Annotated in this window: 24 protein-coding genes and 1 rRNA gene; 6 read left to right on the top strand and 19 right to left on the bottom strand. The window is 37.6% G+C overall.

The annotated features are described in order from the left end of the window. Positions 1-68 precede the first annotated feature (68 nt). The 6 genes from lgt to MNY28_RS00100 form a co-directional block, all read right to left on the bottom strand. Positions 69-854 (bottom strand): prolipoprotein diacylglyceryl transferase, encoded by a 786-nt coding sequence (gene lgt / locus MNY28_RS00125; protein ID WP_346388507.1) that lies wholly within the window; start codon positions 852-854, stop codon positions 69-71. A 1-nt stretch (position 855) separates the two neighbouring features. Then, positions 856-2,139, bottom strand: a complete 1,284-nt coding sequence (locus tag MNY28_RS00120; RefSeq protein WP_151900752.1) for a (Fe-S)-binding protein — start codon at positions 2,137-2,139, stop codon at positions 856-858. A 2-nt stretch (positions 2,140-2,141) separates the two neighbouring features. Next, a complete protein-coding gene (hemN, locus tag MNY28_RS00115) occupies positions 2,142-3,512 on the bottom strand; it encodes an oxygen-independent coproporphyrinogen III oxidase (protein ID WP_151900753.1) in 1,371 nt (456 codons plus the stop codon). Between the two features lie 118 nt (positions 3,513-3,630). Next, positions 3,631-4,917 carry a 3-deoxy-D-manno-octulosonic acid transferase gene (locus tag MNY28_RS00110; protein WP_346388506.1) on the bottom strand — a complete coding sequence of 429 codons (1,287 nt, stop codon included), beginning with the start codon at positions 4,915-4,917 and terminating at the stop codon, positions 3,631-3,633. Between the two features lie 184 nt (positions 4,918-5,101). Next, positions 5,102-5,473 (bottom strand): GtrA family protein, encoded by a 372-nt coding sequence (locus tag MNY28_RS00105; RefSeq protein WP_346388505.1) that lies wholly within the window; start codon positions 5,471-5,473, stop codon positions 5,102-5,104. Beyond that, positions 5,463-6,395 (bottom strand): glycosyltransferase family 2 protein, encoded by a 933-nt coding sequence (locus MNY28_RS00100; RefSeq protein ID WP_151900756.1) that lies wholly within the window; start codon positions 6,393-6,395, stop codon positions 5,463-5,465. Before MNY28_RS00100 ends, MNY28_RS00105 begins: the two co-directional genes overlap by 11 nt. Before the next feature lie 71 nt (positions 6,396-6,466). Between MNY28_RS00100 and MNY28_RS00095 the strand changes: the two genes are divergently transcribed. After that, a complete protein-coding gene (locus MNY28_RS00095; RefSeq protein WP_346388504.1) occupies positions 6,467-7,135 on the top strand; it encodes an acyltransferase in 669 nt (222 codons plus the stop codon). Here MNY28_RS00095 and MNY28_RS00090 read toward each other — a convergent pair. Genes MNY28_RS00090 through MNY28_RS00080 form a run of 3 tightly spaced genes read right to left on the bottom strand, consistent with a single transcriptional unit; the run spans position 7,132 to position 9,771 of the window. Beyond that, positions 7,132-7,680 (bottom strand): acyltransferase, encoded by a 549-nt coding sequence (locus MNY28_RS00090; protein ID WP_346388503.1) that lies wholly within the window; start codon positions 7,678-7,680, stop codon positions 7,132-7,134. The two genes, MNY28_RS00095 and MNY28_RS00090, sit on opposite strands and share 4 nt — an antisense overlap. Beyond that, on the bottom strand, positions 7,677-8,756 hold the full coding sequence (locus MNY28_RS00085) for a glycosyltransferase family 4 protein (RefSeq protein WP_346388502.1): 1,080 nt from the start codon (positions 8,754-8,756) through the stop codon (positions 7,677-7,679). Before MNY28_RS00085 ends, MNY28_RS00090 begins: the two co-directional genes overlap by 4 nt. Further along, entirely contained in the window at positions 8,746-9,771 is a 1,026-nt protein-coding gene (locus MNY28_RS00080; RefSeq protein ID WP_346388501.1) for a glycosyltransferase family 9 protein, read from the bottom strand. Before MNY28_RS00080 ends, MNY28_RS00085 begins: the two co-directional genes overlap by 11 nt. A gap of 58 nt (positions 9,772-9,829) precedes the next feature. On the opposite strand from MNY28_RS00080, the gene MNY28_RS00075 reads away from it, so the two are divergent. Together MNY28_RS00075 and MNY28_RS00070 are read left to right on the top strand one after the other, a co-directional pair. Then, on the top strand, positions 9,830-10,570 hold the full coding sequence (locus tag MNY28_RS00075; protein WP_346388500.1) for a lipopolysaccharide kinase InaA family protein: 741 nt from the start codon (positions 9,830-9,832) through the stop codon (positions 10,568-10,570). Beyond that, on the top strand, positions 10,560-11,333 hold the full coding sequence (locus MNY28_RS00070; RefSeq protein ID WP_346388499.1) for a glycosyltransferase family 2 protein: 774 nt from the start codon (positions 10,560-10,562) through the stop codon (positions 11,331-11,333). Before MNY28_RS00075 ends, MNY28_RS00070 begins: the two co-directional genes overlap by 11 nt. Before the next feature lie 193 nt (positions 11,334-11,526). Here MNY28_RS00070 and MNY28_RS00065 read toward each other — a convergent pair whose 3' ends face one another. Then, the gene (locus tag MNY28_RS00065) at positions 11,527-12,492 is read right to left on the bottom strand and encodes a glycosyltransferase family 9 protein (RefSeq protein WP_346388498.1); all 966 of its coding nucleotides are present in this window, start codon (positions 12,490-12,492) and stop codon (positions 11,527-11,529) included. A 190-nt stretch (positions 12,493-12,682) separates the two neighbouring features. On the opposite strand from MNY28_RS00065, the gene MNY28_RS00060 reads away from it, so the two are divergent. Continuing rightward, positions 12,683-13,972 carry a glycosyl hydrolase gene (locus MNY28_RS00060; RefSeq protein ID WP_151900763.1) on the top strand — a complete coding sequence of 430 codons (1,290 nt, stop codon included), beginning with the start codon at positions 12,683-12,685 and terminating at the stop codon, positions 13,970-13,972. Position 13,973: 1 nt separating this feature from the next. Next, complete coding sequence (gene waaF / locus MNY28_RS00055; protein WP_346388497.1) at positions 13,974-14,948, top strand: lipopolysaccharide heptosyltransferase II; 975 nt, start codon at positions 13,974-13,976, stop codon at positions 14,946-14,948. Here the strand turns inward: waaF and MNY28_RS00050 are convergent. From MNY28_RS00050 to rfaD, 3 genes are read right to left on the bottom strand one after another with little or no spacing between them, the layout of a single operon-like run. Continuing rightward, entirely contained in the window at positions 14,945-15,520 is a 576-nt protein-coding gene (locus MNY28_RS00050) for a YfaZ family outer membrane protein (protein WP_346388496.1), read from the bottom strand. The two genes, waaF and MNY28_RS00050, sit on opposite strands and share 4 nt — an antisense overlap. After that, a complete protein-coding gene (rfaE1, locus tag MNY28_RS00045; protein WP_346388495.1) occupies positions 15,514-16,944 on the bottom strand; it encodes a D-glycero-beta-D-manno-heptose-7-phosphate kinase in 1,431 nt (476 codons plus the stop codon). Before rfaE1 ends, MNY28_RS00050 begins: the two co-directional genes overlap by 7 nt. Continuing rightward, positions 16,945-17,952 (bottom strand): ADP-glyceromanno-heptose 6-epimerase, encoded by a 1,008-nt coding sequence (gene rfaD / locus MNY28_RS00040; protein WP_346388494.1) that lies wholly within the window; start codon positions 17,950-17,952, stop codon positions 16,945-16,947. 112 nt (positions 17,953-18,064) lie between these two features. Here rfaD and MNY28_RS00035 point away from each other — a divergent pair, with 112 nt between their 5' ends. Continuing rightward, complete coding sequence (locus MNY28_RS00035) at positions 18,065-18,352, top strand: c-type cytochrome (protein ID WP_151900768.1); 288 nt, start codon at positions 18,065-18,067, stop codon at positions 18,350-18,352. Positions 18,353-18,392: 40 nt separating this feature from the next. On the opposite strand, the gene ccoS is transcribed toward MNY28_RS00035, so the two are convergent. The 6 genes from ccoS to rrf form a co-directional block, all read right to left on the bottom strand. Continuing rightward, positions 18,393-18,635 (bottom strand): cbb3-type cytochrome oxidase assembly protein CcoS, encoded by a 243-nt coding sequence (gene ccoS / locus MNY28_RS00030; protein WP_151900769.1) that lies wholly within the window; start codon positions 18,633-18,635, stop codon positions 18,393-18,395. Positions 18,636-18,638: 3 nt separating this feature from the next. Further along, positions 18,639-21,032: a heavy metal translocating P-type ATPase gene (locus tag MNY28_RS00025; RefSeq protein ID WP_346388493.1), complete on the bottom strand. Its 2,394-nt coding sequence runs from the start codon at positions 21,030-21,032 to the stop codon at positions 18,639-18,641. Then, positions 21,022-21,525, bottom strand: coding sequence for an asparaginase domain-containing protein (locus MNY28_RS00020; protein WP_230973246.1), 504 nt, complete (start codon positions 21,523-21,525; stop codon positions 21,022-21,024). The genes MNY28_RS00025 and MNY28_RS00020 overlap by 11 nt, the downstream gene beginning before the upstream one ends. After that, positions 21,509-22,021: a D-glycero-beta-D-manno-heptose 1,7-bisphosphate 7-phosphatase gene (gmhB, locus tag MNY28_RS00015; RefSeq protein WP_346388492.1), complete on the bottom strand. Its 513-nt coding sequence runs from the start codon at positions 22,019-22,021 to the stop codon at positions 21,509-21,511. Before gmhB ends, MNY28_RS00020 begins: the two co-directional genes overlap by 17 nt. Positions 22,022-22,024: 3 nt before the next feature. Beyond that, positions 22,025-22,618, bottom strand: coding sequence for a D-sedoheptulose 7-phosphate isomerase (locus tag MNY28_RS00010; RefSeq protein WP_346388491.1), 594 nt, complete (start codon positions 22,616-22,618; stop codon positions 22,025-22,027). Between the two features lie 120 nt (positions 22,619-22,738). Next, positions 22,739-22,846: ribosomal RNA gene (gene rrf, locus MNY28_RS00005) — 5S ribosomal RNA — on the bottom strand; the annotation flags it as partial.

Below are 22,846 nucleotides of genomic sequence, written 5' to 3'. Positions count from 1 at the left end.
TTCACCTTTTAGTCTTTAAAGACGCATAGTCCAGACTGAAGTCTGGATTCCAAAAGAGATATTAAGGCTTAAACCTTTTGACTCTTTTTATAACTCCACGCCATTAGGCCAATGCCTACAATCAAAAAGGGAATACTAAGCAGCTGCCCGGTTGTCAAATCAATTCCTAATGAATAATCAGCTTGGCGAACTTTGACAAATTCAATTAAAAATCTTGCACTGAAAACCAACACAAGAAAAAGCCCAAACAAAAAGCCCTTTTGCAGCTTCTTATAGTTTCCTTTATAAATCAATGTCAATACAAAAAAGATAAAAAGGTAGGAAAAAGCCTCATAGAGTTGCACAGGATGTCTTGGAATCATATCCACCCTGCTAAAGACAACAGCCCAGGGCAGGTCACTCGGTTTGCCTATAATTTCGGAATTTATAAAATTTCCCATGCGGACAAAAAAACCAAAAAGTGCCGTGGGGATTACAAGCCGGTCAATCAGCCATAAAAAGTCTGTTTTATACTTTTTACATCCGTAATACAGAGCAATCAAAACACCCAGTCCACCACCGTGAGAGGCCAATCCGCCTTCCCATACGGCAAAAATCTTCATAGGATGTGCCAGATAATAATCCGGATCATAAAACAGGACATGACCGAGTCTTGCTCCTATAACTATTCCGACGACCGCATACAAAAAAAGCGGTTCAATCGTGCTTTCATCTTTGTTTTCCAAACGATAGACCCATTTCATAAACTCCAGACCCGAAAGTATCGCTGCAGCAAACAACAGCCCGTACCAATGTACCTGTAAGGGTCCAAATGAAAGTAAAATAGGGTCAGCGTTCCAGACAAAATGATTCATACTACTCTTTTAACGCCTCTGCTATAAGTTCAATCGGATTTTTAAAAACCGTCTCAACCCCAGCATTGTGCATAGAGTTGTTTATCTGCATACGGCAGGCACTGCACTCTGCACTGACAATCTCAGCCTTTGTTTCTTTAATCATGGCCGCTTTTGGCACACCTGCAGCTTTTGCAAAATGATACTTTTCTGTCTGCATGGTCACACCGCCAAATCCACAGCATAAATTCGGATCACTCATTTCCACTATTTTATAGTTTTGGCGAATCAGATTTCTCGGTTCTTCGTGAATGCCCTGCATCTTTTTCGCATGACAGGGGTCATGGTATGTGACTATCGGACTTGCTTTTTTCTTGGATGCCAGAAGATGTTCCAAATGGGTATGGTGCTGCAGCCACTCCGTAGCCATAAAAACCTTCTCCATAACCGCTTTGGCACGGGCTTTCCACTCCGGCTGGTCATGAAAATAGTGTTCATAATCTATTTTGAGCATTGCACTGCATGTAGCCTCAGGAACGATAATAGCCTCAACATCTTTGGCAAAACTCTCAAAGTATTCTATGTTAAACTTTGCATTTGCATCAACTGTATCAAAATCACCTGTAAAATACGCAGGCGCAGAACAGCATTTTTGACTTTTTGCCAAAAAGGCATCAATTTCAAGCACTTCTAAAATTTCTAAAAGAGAATCCCCTATGTTTTTGTAATTGTAATTTGCCAAACAGCCTATAAAAACAGCTACTTTTCGCTTTCCGCCGTTGTTTATATTTTCAGGATGAGAATTTAAAAAAGATGTTTTTGTCAAACTCGGCATCAATCTGTCAGATTTTATAATCGGCAGATTGAAGCGTGATGTCATAGAATTGATATCATCTTTGATTTTAAATCCGCAGGTCTGAAAGGTATACCCAAGCTTAAATGCAATGTCATTGAGCCATCTGTGACGCAGAAGCAAAAAGAAGGCTTTTTTGTACCATGCTATACCGAATTTTTGTGCAATGTCACTGCGCACCTGCTCTATTATCATATCTGTCGGCAGTGACTTGGGGCACACTTCAACACAGGCCGTACATAAAAAACAGCTCTCAAATATATCTTTTGCCGTCTTGTCCAGCTCCAGATTTCCGCGTTTGTACGCTCCCAAAAGGTCTATAAATCCACGTGGAGAAGTCACCTCATCCGCATTGACATTATGAATGGTACACACAGGAATACACTTCCCGCATTTGACACAATCATCAGCGATCTCGTTAAAATTAAAAATATCTTCTGGTTTTTTACTCATACTTACACCGTCTTTGAAAATGTTTTGTCACTGCCGGCATGACGCTTCATATAGGCATCAAAAGGCATGGCAATATTTCGAATGAGCAGGGTGCCTGTTGGGGAACACTCTATATACTCATTATTCATTGTTATTAATTCTTCTTCCATAAAAGGTTTTAAATCCAAAAGTGCATCTTCAAAATACTTTTTAAATTCCAACCCAAACATAGCTTCAAATCTTTTAATATCAAGCTTGAAATTACTCATGAGTTCCATAATGACATGCTGGCGAATCATATCATCTTCACTCAAAGCCACTCCCCGTTCAAACGGCAGTTTGCCCGCATCAATTGCTGCTTCATACGAAGGCATATCTTTAAAATTCTGAGCATAGTAATCAACCCCTTCTCCGATGGAAGTCAGTCCTACTCCGATCAAGTCTGCTCCGCCTTTGGTGGTATAGCCTTGAAAGTTTCTATGCAACTCACCCTTGTCTATGGCTTTAAAAAGTTCATCTTCTGGTTTCGCAAAATGATCCATACCTATCATTTTATACCCGTTGTTTGTTAAAAAGTCAATTGTGTACTGCATAATCTGCAGTTTTTCATCAGGACGCGGCAGTGTTGTTTCATCTATCTTGCGCATTGTCTTTTTCAGCCATGGCACATGTGCATAGTTAAATACCGCAAACCTGTCAGGATTTAACGTCAATGCCAACGAAAGCGTCTCTTTGAATGTATCAAGTGTTTGAAAAGGCAGCCCGTAAATCAAGTCAACATTGACTGAGTCCATATTGTATTTGCGTGCCAGATCCATTGCATCTTTTGTGATATTGTACGGCTGGACGCGATGCACAGCAACTTGCACTTTTTCATTGAAATCCTGAATACCAAAACTTACACGGTTAAATCCGTGTTCACTCATCACACGCATTTGCTCTTCATTGATATGGCGCGGGTCTATTTCACAGGAAATCTCTGCATCTGCGACAAAATTCGGAAAATAGGACTTGATTTCAGTTATGATTTCATCTAGTTGTGCAGCAGAAAAAAAAGTAGGCGTACCTCCGCCAAAATGCATTTGAATCACGTCTCGCTTACAATCCAAATGCTCTGAGAGAATTTTCAGTTCACGCTTGAGATACTCCATATACCGAATCATTTTATCTTCTTTTGAGGTAAAAACAACATTACACCCACAAAAATAACAGGCATTTTTACAAAACGGTAAATGAAAATAAAGGCTCAAAGGACGAGAAGAGTCCTGTGTTTGCAGTTTTTTTATATATTCGTCATAACCAAAGGCATCATTAAATTCCAACGCTGTAGGATACGAGGTATATCTTGGTCCCGGCTTGGAGTATTTTGTAAATTTTGCGAAGTCTAATTCCATCTGTTGCTTCCCTCTGTCAATAATTCATTGGATTATCTCCAAAAAGTGTTGAAGAACTCATAAAAGCATGTGAGTTTCGAATGAAATCTAATTTTCATTTTATATTTAAAGCCAACACCTATTGAATGACACTCTTTTTGATATACGCTTCAGTATCTTGGATGTAATTGGTATTGATAGAGTATTTTCGACTGTCTAACGCACCCATTATGTTGATAAAAGTAAAATACAACATGATAAAAATTAATATTTTTGTCATATACTTTTGTCCATATTCTTTAAGGTAAATCACAACAGGAAGAATGGCAAAAGGAAAAACAATGATAAGGTGCCAGTAGCTAAAAATAATCGGCGACAAAACAGAACTGACAAACACCCCGACAAGTGCACCAAACACATACAGAAGCAGCCATTCCTGTTTTGTTTCTATGGGTTGATGTCTTGTAAATAATTTTCCTTTGACAAGTGTGTAAAAATATCTGTTTGCTTTGTAAGATATGTAAATTGTAAAAGCACCTACTGAAAAAACAAGTGCTTTATACCCATACACAAAAATCATCTGCACAAAATGCGAAGCCCCCAGCCAGTCAAAATGTGCACTGGCAATGAGCTTGTTTGGAAAGAAAAAAGAACCATAGCGCAACCAGTAAAGAAATGACTTCAGGACAGGATAGACATGCACACCGCCCCAGCCTATATACCGTCCCGTATCATCAGCATGATGGATTATTGCACTGTTTTGCATCACGGTCAGCAAATAAGGCACCAAAGAGATACCAATAACAAGCGTTCCAAACAACACGCCGTACCAATTTACTTTTACCATGTTTCTATAAAGCAGATAGAGTGAAATAAGCGCAAGTATAATCCACGAATAATGAAACTGCAACGCCAACCCTATAGCTGTTACATGTAAAAAAGAATAAACAAAAGAACTTTTCTCACGCTGTTTGTAGGCAGTCCAAATATGCAGGGCAGAAAAGAAAAAAAGATATGACGGATTGTATAAAATGTTTTCAAATAAAAACCAGGGATTGAGCCAGTACAGCATCAAAAAGATCAAACGAACATCTGTTTTGTATATATCTTTGAGCACACTGTCCAAGAGAAAATAAGAAGCAAGATGCAAAAATATCAAAAAAAGCATCGGAGACATCGGCGAGTCATAAAACATCACAGGCAGTGCTACCACATAAGAAATCATACTTCCCGGTACATTACCGACCGCACTTGCCGCATTGCCGTAGTTAATCCAGACATGATTATATGCCCCCATATAACCCTTGTAAAGCATTTGCGTCTGATCACCGGTGAGGATTTGGTGCTGTGCATAAAACCATGCCAAAAACAGACCCAAAACAAGTAAACTTATCTGAATAATTTTAAATCTTTTTTCTAAAAACAAATCAACTTCCTTTTTTAAATATTTGGAACCTAAACTTTAAACTTGAAAAGAGCACAAAGCCATTTAATCGGAATCGGTACTTTAGTACCGACTGAGAGTGGAAAGACTATTGCAACAGCCGGCACTGAAGTACCGGTTCCGAAAAAGCATTAATTTTCTTAACTTAATGGCATTGACAAAAAAATTATTTAAATGTCCAAAACTTATGAATAACAAATGTAATAAGCGGCATTATAGCAACTATCACCAGTGTGTGCAAATAGCTGTTTTGAATCGGAAAAATATCAGAAAGCAGATAAGAAAACAGAAAAGTTCCATACTGCACCAAAAAAAATTTCATAAATTTTTTAAAATGAAAAGTGCTGTGAAAGACATATAAAGTCTGAAAAACATAGGAAAAGACAAACGCCGTAAAAAATGCAAATGTATTGGCAACAAAAACAGAGGCCGCAAAAAAGTAAATAATTGCCCAGGCAGTCAAAAGATGCACAAGCGTTGCTATGACTCCAAAAAAGCCGTATTTTGCCAACTGAAGTATATGACTTTTAATATTCATCTTCTACTATATAAATCGGTCGGTTTTTTGATTCTACATAAATTCTGCCGATATATTCGCCGAGTATGCCTATGCCCATCAGCTGAATACCGCCTAAAAAGAGTACAACCGTAATCATAGAAGCATACCCGGGAGTATCTGCGCCAAACAAAAGCGTTTTTAAGATAATCCATGAACCGTAAATAAAAGAGATAAAAGCAAGCCCCAAACCGATATATAGCCACACACGAAGCGGTGCCGTTGAAAAACTCGTGATACCGTCAAGCGCAAAGTTCCACAACTTCCAGCCGTTAAAACTACTGTCTCCGGCAATACGCGCATCTCTTTTGTACTCGACAACCGCCGTTTTAAACCCAAGCCAGGCAAAAAGCCCTTTCATAAAACGCTGACTCTCAGGCAGTTTTTTCAGTTCTTCAACCACCCGTCGTGACATTAATCTGTAATCACCGACATTATGAGGAATCTCAATATCTGAAATTTTATTATGAATTTTGTAAAAAAATTCGGCACTGATACGTTTGGCAACACTGTCTGTTGTACGATCGACACGCTTACCAACGACCACATCATAGCCTTCTTTGTATTTTTTGATAAAATCAAGTATCAACTCAGGCGGATCTTGTAAATCAACGTCTATAGGAACGACGACTTCCCCTTTGGATGCATCAATCCCGGCTGTAAGTGCCGCCTCTTTGCCAAAGTTTCTTGAGAGATTTATTACTCGTACATTGTCATACTCTTTGGATTTTTCTTTGAGCACAGACAAAGTACTGTCACGACTCCCGTCATTTACAAAGACTATTTCAAAATCTTCACCGGTGTACGCCAAAACAGAGAAAATTTTGTTCAGAAATACATCTATAACATCTTCTTCATTATAACAGGGAACGACTATGGATAAAAAAGGATTACTATTTTTCATACACTAATTATACCTTTTTTAATTTTATTTGTGTACACTTTTCAGATAAATAAAGAGGTGCTTACAAAATCATGAACATTGACAAAATAGTAAAACTCATACGATATACTGCAGGACTTCCAAAAAGTATTTATGTCAACCTGAGACTTTTGCCACTTTCACAGGCAGTTCTTCTGCCTATAATAGTTTCCCGTAAAACAAAACTGCGTTCGTTATCTGGAAAAGTGCAACTTTCCAAAGTAAAAACCGGCATTGTTCGCATAGGTTTTGGTGGGACAGATATGATGGATTATGCTTATGAACGCACTATTTTAAAAATTACAGGAAAGATTCATTTTCAGGGCAAAACAAAAATTGGCGTAGGTGCAAAAATAATGGTCAGCGGAAACCTTACTTTAGGAGACAGGTTTGATATCACCGGTGACGCCACCATAATCTGTGCAAAAGAGATTGAAATCGGGAACAACACTATGATAGCGTGGCAAAGTATCCTTATGGATACCGACCAGCATGCTATTTATAATGCGCAGCATACTGTTATCAATCAAGATAAAAAAATCACTATTGGCAATAATGTCTGGATAGGGGCGAGAAGTTTGATACTCAAAGGGTCTGTAATTCCGGATGGCTGTATTGTCGGTGCAAATACAACAATTACAAAATCTTTCACTACGAAAAAAAGTATTATTGCAGGCAATCCTGCTGAAATTTTAAAAGAAAATATAAGTTGGAATCATTAATGCATCCAGTTCGTGATACCTTTTTTCACAACAACAGCCGGATTTCCGACAGCGATAGAAAAAGCAGGAATATTTTTTGTCACAGTAGCATTGATGCCTAACACACTCCCGTCCCCTATATCTACTCCTTTCAAAACAGTAACGTTATCAGCAAGCCAGACGTGTTTGCCTACTGCAATGTCTTTACCTTCATTGATAACAGCAGTGTCGACATAAATAAAATGCCCGTCTGAAGTCATAATTTTCACATTTCTAGACAACATACACTCATCCCGAATAATTAATTTTTTGCCTTCTTTTGCTGAGAGATAGCAACCGTGACCCACAATAGTATTTTTACCTATATGTATGGAGCAGTTGTCTCCTAAAATTTCTATCTGTGTGTATCGTATCGTTACACCGTCTTCAATAGTCAGGCTGTTATTTTTTCCTTTTATGGAAATATCACAGTTGGTAATTTTTGCGTTTTTTGAAAGCGACAAAACAACGCTGCCTTTGATTCTTATTTTATTGCGGAGCTTTTGAAGGAGTGTAAATTTTTTCATCTTATTGCTCTGTAGAGTTTCTCAAGCTGTGCAGTATAATCAAACTTTTCTTTTACTTTTTTAAAAGCTGCTTGAGCAATTCCTTCTTTTACATGTAAATCATTATATAAAAATCGGATTTTCTCTCCCAAGTCATCTACACTTCCGTCAAACAGCAGTCCATCCACATCCTCATCTATAATTTCCAATGGCCCCCCTTTGCATGTAGCTATGACCGGAATTCTGTTTGCCATCGCTTCAATGACTACAAGTCCAAAGGTTTCGTTTTCTGTGGCAAGCACATTCACGTCAAAAAGTTGCATATGCTCATTCACATCTTTTGTAAAACCGGTAAAAATCACTTGTTGTTCTATGCCCAGCTTTTTTACATACGCCTGCAGTTCCTGTGCATAATTATCATCCATAAAAGCTCCCACAACAACTGCTTTTAGATTTGCATCTTTTAACCTTGCTACAGCTTCTAAAACTTTATACTGTCCTTTGCCTTTTTCTATTCTGCCGACAATTCCGACAACAAAAGCATCTTTAAGTTGATATTTTTGTCGCAATTGCGCCACTTTATCTGCATCTGTCTCCGGAGTTTTTACGCCAAGATAGACCATTTCAAGTTGCGGTCTTACTTCTGCAGGAATGAACTTTTCAAGCTGTTTTTTCACCTGCAGGGTTACCGCATGTATCATATCAATATTTTTATAAAGCCATTTATGGTAAAAATCATCTTTAAAACGGGTCATTCCCATATGTCGGCTCTGCACCAGCTTTGGTTTTTTTCTGCTCAGTACTTTAGCCAAAACAGCCGTTACGATATCTTTACTCCAATGAAAATGTACTATATCAATGTCATTTTCATCTATATATTTAGCCAGTTGCAAAGCCGGTATAAATGGAAAAAATTTATTTCGTTTAAGATAAAACTTGTCATTGATATCAAGATAGTCATCAAGTTTGCTTTGCGGTGCTACAACCACTTTACATGTAGTCTTTTTAGAAAACTCTTCATAACAACTTGCCACAAACATCTCAAGCCCACCCAGTCCGTGTGCCAGACACAATTCTAAAATATTTTTATTTTTCATACAGTTTGTCTATAAGTTGTTTTGTAACGGCGAATACATCCGCAACTTCCGGTGAGGTATATTCAACATTAAAAACACAGTCAGTCTTCTCTTCGCGTGGCCAATACCGAAACGGCGGTATATGAAAAAAGATGCCTACTGTCGGAATCTCCAATGCAATGCCCATATTTCGCACACCGGTGTCATTAGAAACAAGGCATCGACTGTTTGCCAAAAAGTGCATTACTTCTTCTATGGGCATAACTTCTTGAAGTTTTATGTTTTTTCTCTCTTTGAGCGGTTCGTAAATTTCATAAAATTTTTCATCTTTGCCGATACCTTGAAGAATAACATGATCATAATCCTGATAGTTTTGGGACATCTTTGCAATTAACTCCCGAAACTTATCTTCCTCCCAACACTTGCTTTTTGTCGAAGCACCGGCAAAATAAACAATTTGTTTGAGATCCTCTGTTTTCGGGTATAGTTTTTCCAATCCGTAATGAAGCGGAAACTCTGTTTTTGCCCCTAAAATATTGAGCATATGTTCCACAGAAACAGCCTCCACAACAAAATCACTTCTGAGTGTCGCTATATCAAAAAACATTCTTCTGATAGTTCTATACGGGTAACCTATTTTTAATTTTGCCTGAGACAAAAAAACCAGTAAAAGGCTCAAAGTACTGTCTGTCAAATCAAATATAATATCCTGAGGAGGCAGTTCTTTTGCCTCTTTTATCCGCGTAAGAAGTCCTGTTTTTGAACCGTCTTCTTTATATCTGCTCATTACATGTAATGCATCTGTCAGATCCTCTGGAATGCCGTACATATAATGTTTTACAACACTTAAAGTAATTTTTGCATTGGGGAAAAATTTACGAAGTTCTATCAAAAAAGGACGTATGTTCATAAAGTCGCCGATAGCCGCATGACGGATAACTGTTATACTTTTTATATCTTGCGGTTTTTTGTCTTTTAAATATTCTCGTGCTTTTTGAGATGCAAACGCACTGCCTCTTCTAAAATTTAACTTCAAGCTAATGCCTTTTTTTGTATAATTATTTTTATTATACAAAATTATTTATGAGAGTTCTATGAAATACAAACTAAATCCGTCTTTTGAAAATGAGTTTAAAGATTTTTTGCTGCACATGCAAAAATATTTCAGGGATAACAAAAACTCTATTCACAAAGCCCGCAATGAACTAAAAATAATTTCTTACAAAGAGATACAGACTGTTGTCAAATCTTTTAAAATTCCAAACTTCTTTCGTCGCATTTTTTATACCTGTTTTCGGGATTCAAAAGCAAAAAAATCGTATGACAACTCCATAAAAGTAGGCAATTTTGCACCTGAACCTATTGGGTATATTGAGTTTTACAGACAGGGACTTCTGGCTGAGAGTTATTTTGTGGCAAAAAAATTTGATTATGATTTTACAATCCGAGAACCTTTACTCGATAAAAATTTTCCAAAAAAAGAAAAAATTCTAAAAGCCTTTGCCCGCTTCAGTCTGCAACTGCATAATGCCGGTATATTTCACAATGACTATTCTCCGGGAAATATTTTGATCAAACAAGAAGCTGAAAACTATATATTTAAAATAGTAGATGTTAACCGCATGGATTTTTGTTCCCTAAATGAAAATAAAAGAGCAAAAAGCTTTGCAAAACTCTGGGCAAGCAATGCAGATTTACAGATCATTGCGCAGGAGTATATGCAACACCACAAAGTCAAAGAAGATTTTGTACAAAAGGTTATAGAGTATTCTGTTCAAAACAAAAGACGAAAAAACTTCAAAAAACGACTCAAAGGAAAAGAAATTGATTGGTAATATCTCTGCTGTCGTATTAGCAAAAAACAACGAAGCAACTATACAAAAAACACTCCAATCTCTGCGCGAATTTGAAGATGTTGTGGTGTATGACAACGGTTCTACTGACAAAACAATGGAGATTGCAAAACAGTTTTCAAATGTAAACTTAGTCCAAGGCGAATTCAAAGGTTTTGGCTGGAGCAAGAATCAAGCGGCAGGTTTTGCCAAAAATGACTGGATTCTCATCATCGACAGCGATGAAGTCATCGATGATACTTTGAAAAAGACACTGCAACAAAAAAAGCTTGATGCGCACACTGTCTATATTCTAAATTTTCGAGCTTTTTACAAAAATACAGAAGTCAAACACTGCGGCTGGAACAATCAAAAAATCAAACGCCTCTACAATAGAACCGTCACAAAATATAATGACAATGATGTCCATGAAGACATCATCACAGAGGGTTTGCATACAGAGATTTTAGACGGCAACGTACTGCATTACAGCTACCAGAGCATAGAGCAGTTTATAAACAAAGCCAACACCTATTCCACTCTTTTTGCAAAAAACAATGCAGGCAAAAAAAGTTCCTCTCCGGCAAAAGCTTTCTTTAACGGAGCCTATTCTTTCATTAAAACCTATTTTTTCAAACAGGGATTTCGAGACGGCTATGTGGGACTTGTCATCGCCTGTTCGCATATGGTGACGAATTTTTATAAATATATCAAACTCTATGAACTCAATAAAGAACAAAAAAACAAAAAACCCGGTCGGCACTAAAGTACCGATTCCAAAATATTTCTCGGAACCGGTACTGCAGTGCCGGCTGTTAGAACTTTCTTGCCATTTTCAGCCCAGACTACAGAAAAAATTTAGTTTTTTTCTAAGTTATGCTTTAGCATTAAAAGTCTGAGTTCCAAAGTGTTTCTCAGAACCGGTACTTCAGTGCCGGCTGATGTATGCCTGAATATTTTTATACGTTTAGCAAATCCTGTTTCACTGCTTCAAACATCTCTGCACGCTTGGCTTTATCACTCGGCAACATATAATGTGTTTGCAGTTTTTCATCCCCAACGGCTTTCCATCTCTGCGCACTTGCAAACTTTGAGTCACCAAAAAATGTCATCGTCGGGGTTCCTGCTAAAGATGCCAAATGATAGGTACCTGTAGAAGTAGAGATAAAAAGTTTAAAACTGCTGATAAGTCTTGCAAAATTTACTATGCCGTCATTTGAGAGATAAAAAATAGCATCAGTATCTTGCAGACGCTTTTGCATCTCTTCTTCTAGGCTTTTTTCATCCGGACCAAAAGTTAGTACTACGCTATACCTGTTTACATGTAAGGTTTCACGAATCAGTATTTCATACTCATCCAAATTCCAGTTGGCATCCGAAGAACCGCCAAAACCTACATGAAAAGCTATAACATCTTTTGTTATATTATACTTTTGGCAAAACTTTTCATACTCCTTTTGGGCATTATCAAACTGAAGCAGTGGTTTTGGATATTGCAGTTTAATATCCGGAAAAAGAGTTTGTGTCAGTGCAAGATTGTATTCAAACTCAGCCATTTTAACTTCACTGCGTCTCTGTTTTATTCGTTTGTTATAAAAGATCTGCGCTATTTTTGTTGCGGGAGCAATTCTTGTTGGTATGCCTGCTAAAAACTGTGCAAGCGCCACTCTTGTATTTGAAAAAAGCGTGACTGATGCATCAATATCTGAATGTTTGAGCTTTTTGGCAAGTGAAAAAACAGAGCTTCTTCCATCATCTACAATAACCTCATCTATAAAGTTACATGTAAGTGCCAAAGCTTTGTTCACAGGAGCGACAAGTGCTATGATTTTATTTTTAGGATTATGCTGTTTAAGGAGATACATTGCCGGCAACGCTGTTATAAAATCGCCTAGCTTGTCTGTACGCACGACCAATATTCTCATTCCGTATTATCCTAACAAAAGAATTCAAAACTAATTTTTATTTTTTTCGGAAACGATGCTTTAGCTTCGTCTTTTAGGCATATAAGCAAATCAGCCCAGGTTAAAATCCAGGTTCCAAAAAAAGTACATAATTTTTATAATCTGTCTCAGTTTTTATGTATTTTATCCTAAAAAGGATATAATCCTACTTATGAAAAAACCTTTTACCTGGGATGACTATTCCGACCAACCGGCACCGCTGCAAGACAAGAGATACAAAAAATTTATGCGTAAAAAAGAGAAATTTTCTTTGCTTTTCACATTTGTCTCTTCTTTGATTATTCTTCCCTTGAGTATTTTGATGATGCCCTTTGTCAAAAGAAAAGAGGTTAATACAGCAAACTTTTTCTCTTTAGGTGTCGACTGGCAGAGAAACACTCAAGAGACACAGGCAATGCTTGAAGAGTTGAAAGTAAAAAGCATTCTTGTCCGTTTTAAACTTTGGGAGATGGACCGACTCAATGAACTTGCAGCATTTATCAAGCAAAACAGCAATAAGCAGATTATACTTAAAATCCTGCAGGACCGTGAACATATAGAAGATTTACAACTCCTTAAAAATAATTTACATGTAATCTTTACAAGCTTGGGCACCTCTGTAACACGCTATGAAATCGGTTCAACACTCAACCGTGCAAAGTGGGGATTTTTCTCCGTACGCGAATATCTTGATTTTTATAAAGTTGCATATGATTTGAAAAAAAAGGAATTTCCTGACATCCGGCTCCTTGGCAGCGGTGTTATAGATTTTGAATTTTACTTTACTGTACACACTCTTTTTAACTTTTGCAAATGCAGATATGACGGCATTGCGGCACTTTTATATGTTGACAGACGTGGTGCTCCTGAAAATACACAGCTCGGATTTACCCTAAGCGATAAAATTGCCCTGCTGAGCACTCTGGTGTGGCTCTCTTTAAAAACAAAGCAGGAGTTACATGTAACCGAAGTGAACTGGCCTCTCTCAAATACGGCACCTTATGCACCGACAAGTGAGTATGAATGTGTCAGTGAAGCACTCTATGCTGATTATATGCTGCGCTACTATCTTTTGACTTTTGCTTCCCAGCAGGTCGATTCCGTCTCCTGGCATCAGCTCATAGCTCCCGGCTACGGTCTGGTTGACAACAGAGAAGGGATCAAAAAAAGAGAAGCTTTTTATACTTACATGTACATGCTTCAAACACTTGAAAATGCGCAGTTTTTACGCATGGATATTAAACGAGGCTACTACACAATGCAGGTACTTGTCAATGACAAGATACTTCAAATCCACTGGTCACTCAAAGAAACAACCCTCCAAAATCAAGACTTTTTTGATGTTTACTCCAAAACCGGTGAAAAAATAGAAGATGAAACCTTGACTGTCGGCTCTTCTCCTTTGTATATTTTCATTACAAAAGAGGTAGGAAAACAGGTCAATGCAAGTGAGCGCATCTAATATGAAAATTTTAATCATTTTGCCAAACTGGCTGGGTGATGCCATCATGGCAACTCCGGCCATAGAACTTTTGGCTTTAAAATATCCCAATGCACAGTTTGCTTTTGTCGGCAGTTATGTCAGCATAGAAGCACTCAAACACCACCCTTTATGTGAACGTGCCATTGTTGATGAGACAAAAAAAGCATCTTCGCGTCTTGTGGCAACCTACAGACTGGCAAAAGAGCTGGGAACTTTTCATCTGGCAGTCAGCTTTCGGGATCAAATCCATTCTACACTGTTACTGCGTTTTACAAACACCGTCATCTGCTGTGCAAGGGCTTCGTGGCATTCAAGACTGCTTCTTTCACACACACCGAAGATCAGAACAAACCAACACTTGGTAGAGCAGTACACACAAATTGCCATGGTCAATGTAGATAATTTTACCCAGGAAATTCCACCGCTCAAACTATATATAAAGGCAAAAAGTTTTGAAAAACCGACACTTGGTATCAATGCCGGTGCAACCTACGGCAGTGCAAAAAGATGGTACCCCGAACGTTTTGCCCAAGTTGCGGCTTATTTTAGCAAACAGTATGACATTATAATATTCGGCGGGCCCAATGAGGTCGAAATGGCACAAGAGATAGAAGATAATCTCAAAGCTTTACATGTAAACAACTATATAAATTTAGCCGGAAAAACAAATATAGAGGAGTTATGCGCAAATATCGGCGGATGTTCTCTTTTTATTACCAACGACAGTGGACCTATGCATGTAGCTGCCGCGTATCAAGTACCCACAGTCGCTATCTTTGGACCGACAAGATATAAAGAGACTTCGCAGTGGAAAAATGAAAAGAGTATCATCGTACGGCATGAACTCGATTGCAGTCCGTGTATGAAGCGGGAATGCCCACTCAAGCATCATGACTGCATGAAAGGGATTACAGCTTCTGAAGTTATAGAAGCTGTAAAAAAGTCAGCAGTTTAAAATTCAAATTTAAACCCTATATATCCTGATGCATTGTATGTGAAATTTCCTCTTAGATCATCATAATCAGTTCTGATGTGCCGGTATCCAAGCACAACATGACCATGATCGATAACCTCGGCATCACATTCCACTCTGTATTCAAAATATTTATTTGCTTTGTCAAAACTTAAAACTTTTGGCGCATAATAAACATCTGCATGTAAAGCCATAGGGACGACTGTTGCCGAAGGTAAAGCATACTCAAATACAATTCCCAAAGGCAAAGTTCTGTAATCCTTTGTATAGTTCGCTTTAATACCCAAACCAACAGACAGGTCACTCTCACCCACCTCTTTTTTCATTAAAAAACTAACTTCATACAGTGCTTCATTGTTTACACGATTTGCATTATCAGCATCTAAAAATCGAACTCCCACAAACATCGTTTCCGGTTCAACATTCTCATTAAACTGTCCAACATCAAGATTTGCATTTAATTCTAAATCTTCATTGTTTATATTGATACTTGCACTGTTCATTGCAAATACAGCCACAGCCGAAACTGCCATTAAAGTGATTTTTTTTAACATGTTTTTCCTTGTATTTTTTCTATTGTTTTTGTTGTACTTTTACCATCGACAAAATCAACCAGTCGTAACTCACCAGCAAATTCCGTACCTATAACCTCTTTTCCTGCATAATCCCCTCCTTTTACAAGTACATCCGGCTCTATCATTTTAATCAGTTCATAGGGTGTATCTGCTTCAAAAGGCACGACAAAATCGACCGCTTCAAGTGCAGCCAGCAAATAGGCTCTGTCCTCCGCAGGATTTACAGGACGGCTCGGACCTTTGAGACGAGAAACCGAGGCATCAGAATTAAGCCCGACAATCAAAACATCCCCAAAACTTTTGGCAATTTGCAAATACTTTACATGCCCTACATGCAAGATATCAAAACAGCCATTTGTAAAGACTATTTTTTTACCGCTTTTTTTGCATCTTTGCACAATGGCATCGATCTCTTCAAAATTTTTAATATGCGCATCCGAGGTACTTTTATGCAAAGAAGCCTCATAATCTTCTATCTCATCAATGGTTACTGTAGCCGAGCCTATTTTGCCAACCACGACACCTGCTGCAAGATTTGCAAATGCTGCTGTCTCTTCAAGACTTTTGCCGACACTTAAAGCAAATGCAATAGAGGCTATCACCGTATCACCCGCACCTGTTACATCAAATACTTCTTTGGCAACGGTAGGAAAAATTTTTACTTCCTCTTCAAATGTTGCTATTCCCTCTTCTGAAAGTGTTATCAAAGAAACATCCAAATCACACTCATTTTTCAGTTTCAAGAGTGCTTTTTTTAAAGATGCTTCATCATTTATATCAATACCTGTTGCCAAAACCGCTTCTTTTTTATTTGGTGTCAGCAGATAAGCTCCACGATATTTTGAAAAATCTTTTCCTTTTGGATCAACCAAGACTTTTACATTATGTTTTTTTGCAAGTTTGATGATGCCCTGTGAAAGTTCCTGTGTCAACACGCCTTTGCCGTAGTCGGACAAAATCACTGCATCATAGGTATCAATACTTTTTGCAAGGGAATCTAAAATCTTTTGTACACTTCTTGGAAGTATGTCATTTTTACTCTCTTTGTCATATCTGAGAATTTGTTGGGAAACGGCAATAACACGACTCTTTTTTGATGTTTTTCTGTTCTTCTCTATAATTAAATTTTGCGTATTGACATTAATAGCATGCAACATTTTCACAAGTTCTTTACCATTGTCATCATCACCCATCACACTGCTGACACTGACATTCGCACCCAAAGCTTTTAGATTGTTAACCACATTTCCCGCACCGCCTAAAACTGTCGTTTCTTTATTGATATCCACAACCTGCACAGGTGCTTCAGGAGAGATTCGTTCACAACTTCCCCAAAGGTAGTGGTCAATCATCAAATCGCCCAGAACCAAAATGTTTGGTTTTGCCTCTTTAAATACCTGCATCTATTTTACTTCTGCCTCATATATACGTTTAATTTCAGGAATATATTCTTTTATGCCCTCTTCCATCTCATAAGCCGGTGTATAGCCCAAAGCCTCTTTCGTTGTTGCTATATCTGCTTCTGTATGAAACTGATACGAACCGATAAACGGGTTTGGAATATATTCGCATTCCAAAGAGGTACCCAGCTCTTTTTGCAAAATATCAACAATATCCTGAAAACTTCTCGCCTTTCCTGTTCCGACATTGTATATACCGCTTGTATTTGGCTGCATTGCTTTTATATTGGCCTGTATAATATCTTCTATATAGATAAAATCTCGAAGAATTTTATCACTGCCTTCAAAAAGACGGGGATTTTTTCCTGCAAGTATCTGATGTCCAAACTGCAACACCATTGAAGCCGTTGTATTTTTAAAATATTCACGTGCACCGTACACATTAAAATAACGAAGCCCTACTATATTTATATCGCACTCTTTCATATACTCACGGCTTAAATGATCCATAGAGAGTTTTGAAAAACCGTACACATTGTTTGGTGCCTCTCGCCCAACTCGCTGCGGAGACTCAGCATTTCCGTATGTTGCGGCAGAAGATGCATATATCATACTGGCATTATGTGCCACTGCCAAATCAAGCAGATCTTTATAGGCATTGACATTTGTTTTTATCATCAAATCCTGTTCCTGTGCCGTTGTATCAGAAATGGCCGCTTCATGGAAAATATAATCAAAGTCATAATTTACTTCCAAGTCAAGCAGTAAATCTTTATCATTAATATCACCGCTGATAATTTCACCGTTAAAGCCTATGAGATTTTTAAAATGTCCAAAACTTTTTAAATTTCCGTTACTCAGTGTCTCTGTGCTTCGAAAACTGTCAAGTACCACAATTTTGGCATCCGGATGGTTTTCTTGAAAATAAAATGCTAAATTTGAACCGATAAATCCCGCACCGCCTGTAATAAGTATTGTTTTGTCTTTTAAGTCATCTTCTATGTATCGCATCTTCCCATCCGTCTAAATAAATTTTAATAAAATGATACCTTTTAATTCATTAACAAGTATTTAAGACTTTACCCATTATAATATAAATTGAATTCGAAATTAAGGAAACAAAATGAAAAAAATCGTAATCGCTTCAATCGCTACATTAGCATTAGTTACAGCTGCATCTGCTGCAGTAAACGGGAAAGCTTGTGCTGCATGTCATGGTGCTAACTGGGAAAAGAAAGCAATGGGTAAATCTAAAGTTGTTGCTAACATGACTCACGCTGAAATTGCTGAGGCTCTTAAAGGGTATAAAGCTGGAACTTTCGGCGGACCAATGAAAGGTATCATGAAAGGGCAGGTTGCTCGTTATTCTGACGCTGATTTAGAAGCTTTTGCTCAAACAATCGGTAAATAGTATTTTTAGAGTTACCTTTTTAGGTAACTCATTCTTACCGTCATTCAGGTCTGTAATCTTTCTTTCGCAGACTTTCTTTCTTTTTATCTTTTAACTCTTTTACTCTTTGCTCTTTTTCATAAGCATCATTTAAATCATCTGTTCCGTCAAATTTTACCGCATTTAAAAAATGTTCCGAATCATCAAACTGCCCTTTCTTTATCGCCCATATCAAAGCCACAACAGCTATGCTTCCTAAAAAAATAGACACTCCAAGCATCATACCTATTACCCAACTGCTCATACTCTAATCCTTATACCCAAATTTGATTCTCATTGAATTTCCTACTACTATTAATGAGCTGATACTCATAGAAATTGCGGCAATAAGAGGAATAATATATCCTGCCATTGCCAACGGAATTGTAATAGCGTTATAAATAAAAGAGAGTGCAAGATTCTCTTTTATCATTGTAAATGTTTTTTTAGAGATTTTAAAACTGTCATAAAGTGAACTGAATGTATCATTTAAAAGCACTACATCACTCACCTCTATGGCAATATCACTTCCGTTGCCCATTGCTATTGCAATATCTGAACCTGCCAAGGCTAAAATATCATTCACCCCGTCCCCGGCCATAACGGTTACTTTGGCATCTTCATGCAGGTTTTCTATAAATACGGCTTTGTCCTGAGGTGTCAGTTCATATTTGTACTGTTCAATTCCAACGAGTTGCGCTACTTTTTTGGCACTCTCTTCATGGTCTCCTGTGAGCATAATTATCTCTATACCCATTTTTTTAATTTTGGCTATAGCCTCTTTTGCATCCTCACGCGGTATGTCAAAAAGTTCATATTTAGCCAAAAGTTCTCCGCCGTACGCAAAATAAAATTCACTGTTTTGGCTTGAACTACAGACGTCAATCCCTATGGTTTGCATGAGTTTCGCGTTCCCGCCTGCAAGCATCTTCCCGTCATACATCGCACTCAAACCCTGCGAAGGTATATTTTGAAAGCTTTCCAGTTCTAAGGGATCCAAATCCTCATCAAAAATATATTTTTCCACACCTTTGGCAACAGGGTGTTTTGAGTTAAGCAATAACGAATAAAGCATAGACTTGTGAAACGGCAGAAATATCTCCTCTTTGACAACCTCAGGTCGACCTTTTGTAATCGTTCCTGTTTTATCAAGTAATAAAACATCTGCCTTTGCCATTGTCTCAAGCTGAGCAGCTTCCTTAAAAAGTATCCCCCTTTTTGAAGCGATAGAGAGACCGACCAGTGTTGCGACAGGTGTCGCCAGAGCAAGGGCACAGGGACAGGCAATCACTATAACGGCAATACTGATCATAAAAGACTGCTCAAAATTGGATGAGTAAAGATACCATCCGATAAAAGTTATAAAAGAGAGTGCCAGTATCACTTCGGAAAAATATTCACTCAGCCTGTTTGCCAACTGCTGAATTTTTGGCTTGTTATTCATTGCATTTTCCAGCAAGGCTACAATATTACTCATTGTGGAGTGTGCAAAATCTCTCGTAACTTTATATTTGACATCGGCATCAATACTTACCGTTCCACTGATGATATTCTCTCCTGCAGTTTTAAAAACAGGCTCACTCTCACCGGTCAGGCTTGATTCATCAAAATTTCCGCTTCCTTCTTGTATCTCACCGTCAAGAGCAACACGTTCTCCTGAATTTACCAAAACAATTTCGCCTACAATGACATCATTGACATTTTTCGTACTAATCTTTTTATCCACAACAACTTTAACATCATTTGGCAGATGATGATTCATAATATCCAAAGTATCGGCAATACTTTTTTTACTTAAAACCTCTAAGAATTTTCCAACCAGTACAAAAGTAATAATCATCGTCACCGAATCAAAATAGGCTTCACCACTGCGCGTAACAGTAATATAAATAGAGTATATATAGGTTAGTATCGCCCCAGTAGCAACAAGTGTGTCCATATTTACTGTTTTTGTCTTCATCCCGTAATACATTCCGCGAATGAAAGGCCATCCACTGTAAAAAAGTACAGGAGTTGCTAAAACCCACTCTCCGATATTGAGTATATGTTTGATATTTTCAGATATACCACTGAAATAACCGGCATACTGCGCAACCATAATCGTCATCATGTTCATCGTCGCAAAAACAGCAACAGCCATCCGTGTGTAATATTCCTTTCGCTCCTTATCTGCTTTTTGTTCCTGCAGTGAAGCATCATAAGGGTATGCATCATATCCGATGGCACGAATCATATCTATAATTTTGGAGAGTTTGACCGTATCATCATCCCAGACAATCTTTGCTTTGTTGTTTGTATAATTGATGTTCGTAGCAATAACACCTTGCATATTTGTCAAAGCTTTTTCGTTCAGCCAGACACATGCAGCACAGTGAATACCCTCAATAACCAAAGAAACTTCACAGAAGCCATCTTTATTGAGTGTAACAAAGCGTTCATAAAATGCCGGCGAATCAAAATTTAAAGAGTCTTCGTACTGCTGTGAAGGCGGTGCAAGTTTATTATTGCCCAGCTTATCATAAAAACCGTCCAATCCTTCATCTGAAAGTAAATGAAATACACCCTGACAGCCGTTACAGCAAAAGTAATGTTCATCCTCTTGTATCATTACATCTTTTGAAAATTCTAAATGACAGTGATCACAGGCTATTTTATCTGACAACTTCAAACTTCCCTATATTTCTGTTTTTTTGAATGTTTTTCCAAGGTTCGACTAAGCCGCTCATACATATATAAACACCATTTTTTTCTACCGCTTTTGCATATCCGATAGCCATACCAAGATTTAAGGATGCTTCAATATTGTCAATTTCAAACGGTTTCATAGCGCCCGTAATAATGATTTTTCTGTCATCAAATACTTCATCCAAAAACTCGGCACTGAGCTCCATAGTGTCGGTGCCATGCACTATCACAAAAGTATCTTCTGTTGATTCCCGTATAATATCAGCAAGCATACGTCTGTCATTACTGTCCATCTCCAGACTGTCTTTGTAAACGACTCCTGCAAGATTGTACACTTCCTGAGCACTGAATAAAATTCTTTCAATAGCTGCATTGTCATAAGGAACTTCAAGTTCTCCGCTTATTTCATTGTATCGTTTGTTAAATGTACCACCACTGTTGAGTATCAGCATTTTATTTCCATATTTCATCAAGTTTACTGACTGTTTTTGTTGCTTTGGAACTTCTGATCTGATTTATTTCATCAAATAAATATGTTTCTGAAATACCGGCATTTATGGCAGCCTCAATATCCCGTTCCTTATCACCAATCATTAAAGAATGTGTTAAATCCAAATTAAATTCTTTTTGTGCTTCCAAAATCATTCCCGGTTCAGGTTTTCTGCAACTACATTTTATATTAATATCCGGATGATGCGGGCAATGATAGACTTTTGCAATATCAATATTTCTCTTTTTAAACTCTTGTATCATCCAGTCTGTAAGCAACTCAAAATCTTCTTCTGTATAATATGCTCTCGCTATACCAGACTGATTTGTTACAATAATAATCAAATATCCTAAATTCTGATAATGTTTACACAAATCAAATATACCATCAATAAATTCAAAATCTTCTCTCTTATAGAGATACTCTTTTTCAACATTGACAACACCGTCTCTATCTAAAAAAAGTGCTTTTTTCATCTCTTATCTGCCAACACCCTCACCAAATATCTCTTTCTCAATGATATCGCAGAGAATATGTCCTATCAATATATGAGCTTCCTGAATTCTAGGTGTTGCATTTGAAGGAACAATAAGGGCAATATCAGCCATTTTTGCCATTTCACCACCATCACGACCCGTGAGAGCAACTGTCATAATCTTTTTTTTCTTTGCAGATTCAAATGCCTTAATAATATTAAGTGAATTACCAGAAGTTGAAATACCAATAAAAATATCACCTTCTTGTCCCATTCCTTCAAGTTGACGGGAAAAGACCTGATCATATCCGTAATCGTTGCCAATGGCAGTAAGATTTGATGTATCTGTAGTAAGCGCCAATGAAGGAATGGAAGGTCTGTCAAAACCGTACCTGCCCACAAGTTCCGCAGCAATATGCTGTGCATCCGCAGCACTGCCTCCGTTTCCTGCAAGAATTGTTTTTTTGTTTGTATGACGGTATATATTCACGCACTCATACGCCACCTTTTCTATCTTAGAAAGTAAATCATCATTTTCATAAATAGCCTGTTTTGTTTCATATGATTTTTTAATTTGATCTTTTATATATTTTTTCATATATCATCCTAAAATTATATATAAAATAATATCATAGAATTACTTAGTAAAAGGTAGATTTGGTAAAAAAGTCAGTTGTTTGATTAAAAAGATTGAAAGTTAGAAAGAAAAATCTGATCAACTAGGCAGCGACCTACATTCCCACAAGTGAAACCTGCAGTATTATCAGCGATGAGAGGCTTAGCTTCTGGGTTCGGAATGGGGCCAGGCGTTTCCCTCTCTCTATAG

The sequence above is a fragment of the Sulfurimonas sp. NWX367 genome (genome assembly GCF_039667065.1).
GTDB lineage: Bacteria > Campylobacterota > Campylobacteria > Campylobacterales > Sulfurimonadaceae > Sulfurimonas > Sulfurimonas hydrogeniphila.
Note: the sequence above shows the minus strand (reverse complement) of the source record. Positions and strands in the feature narration are given on the sequence as shown.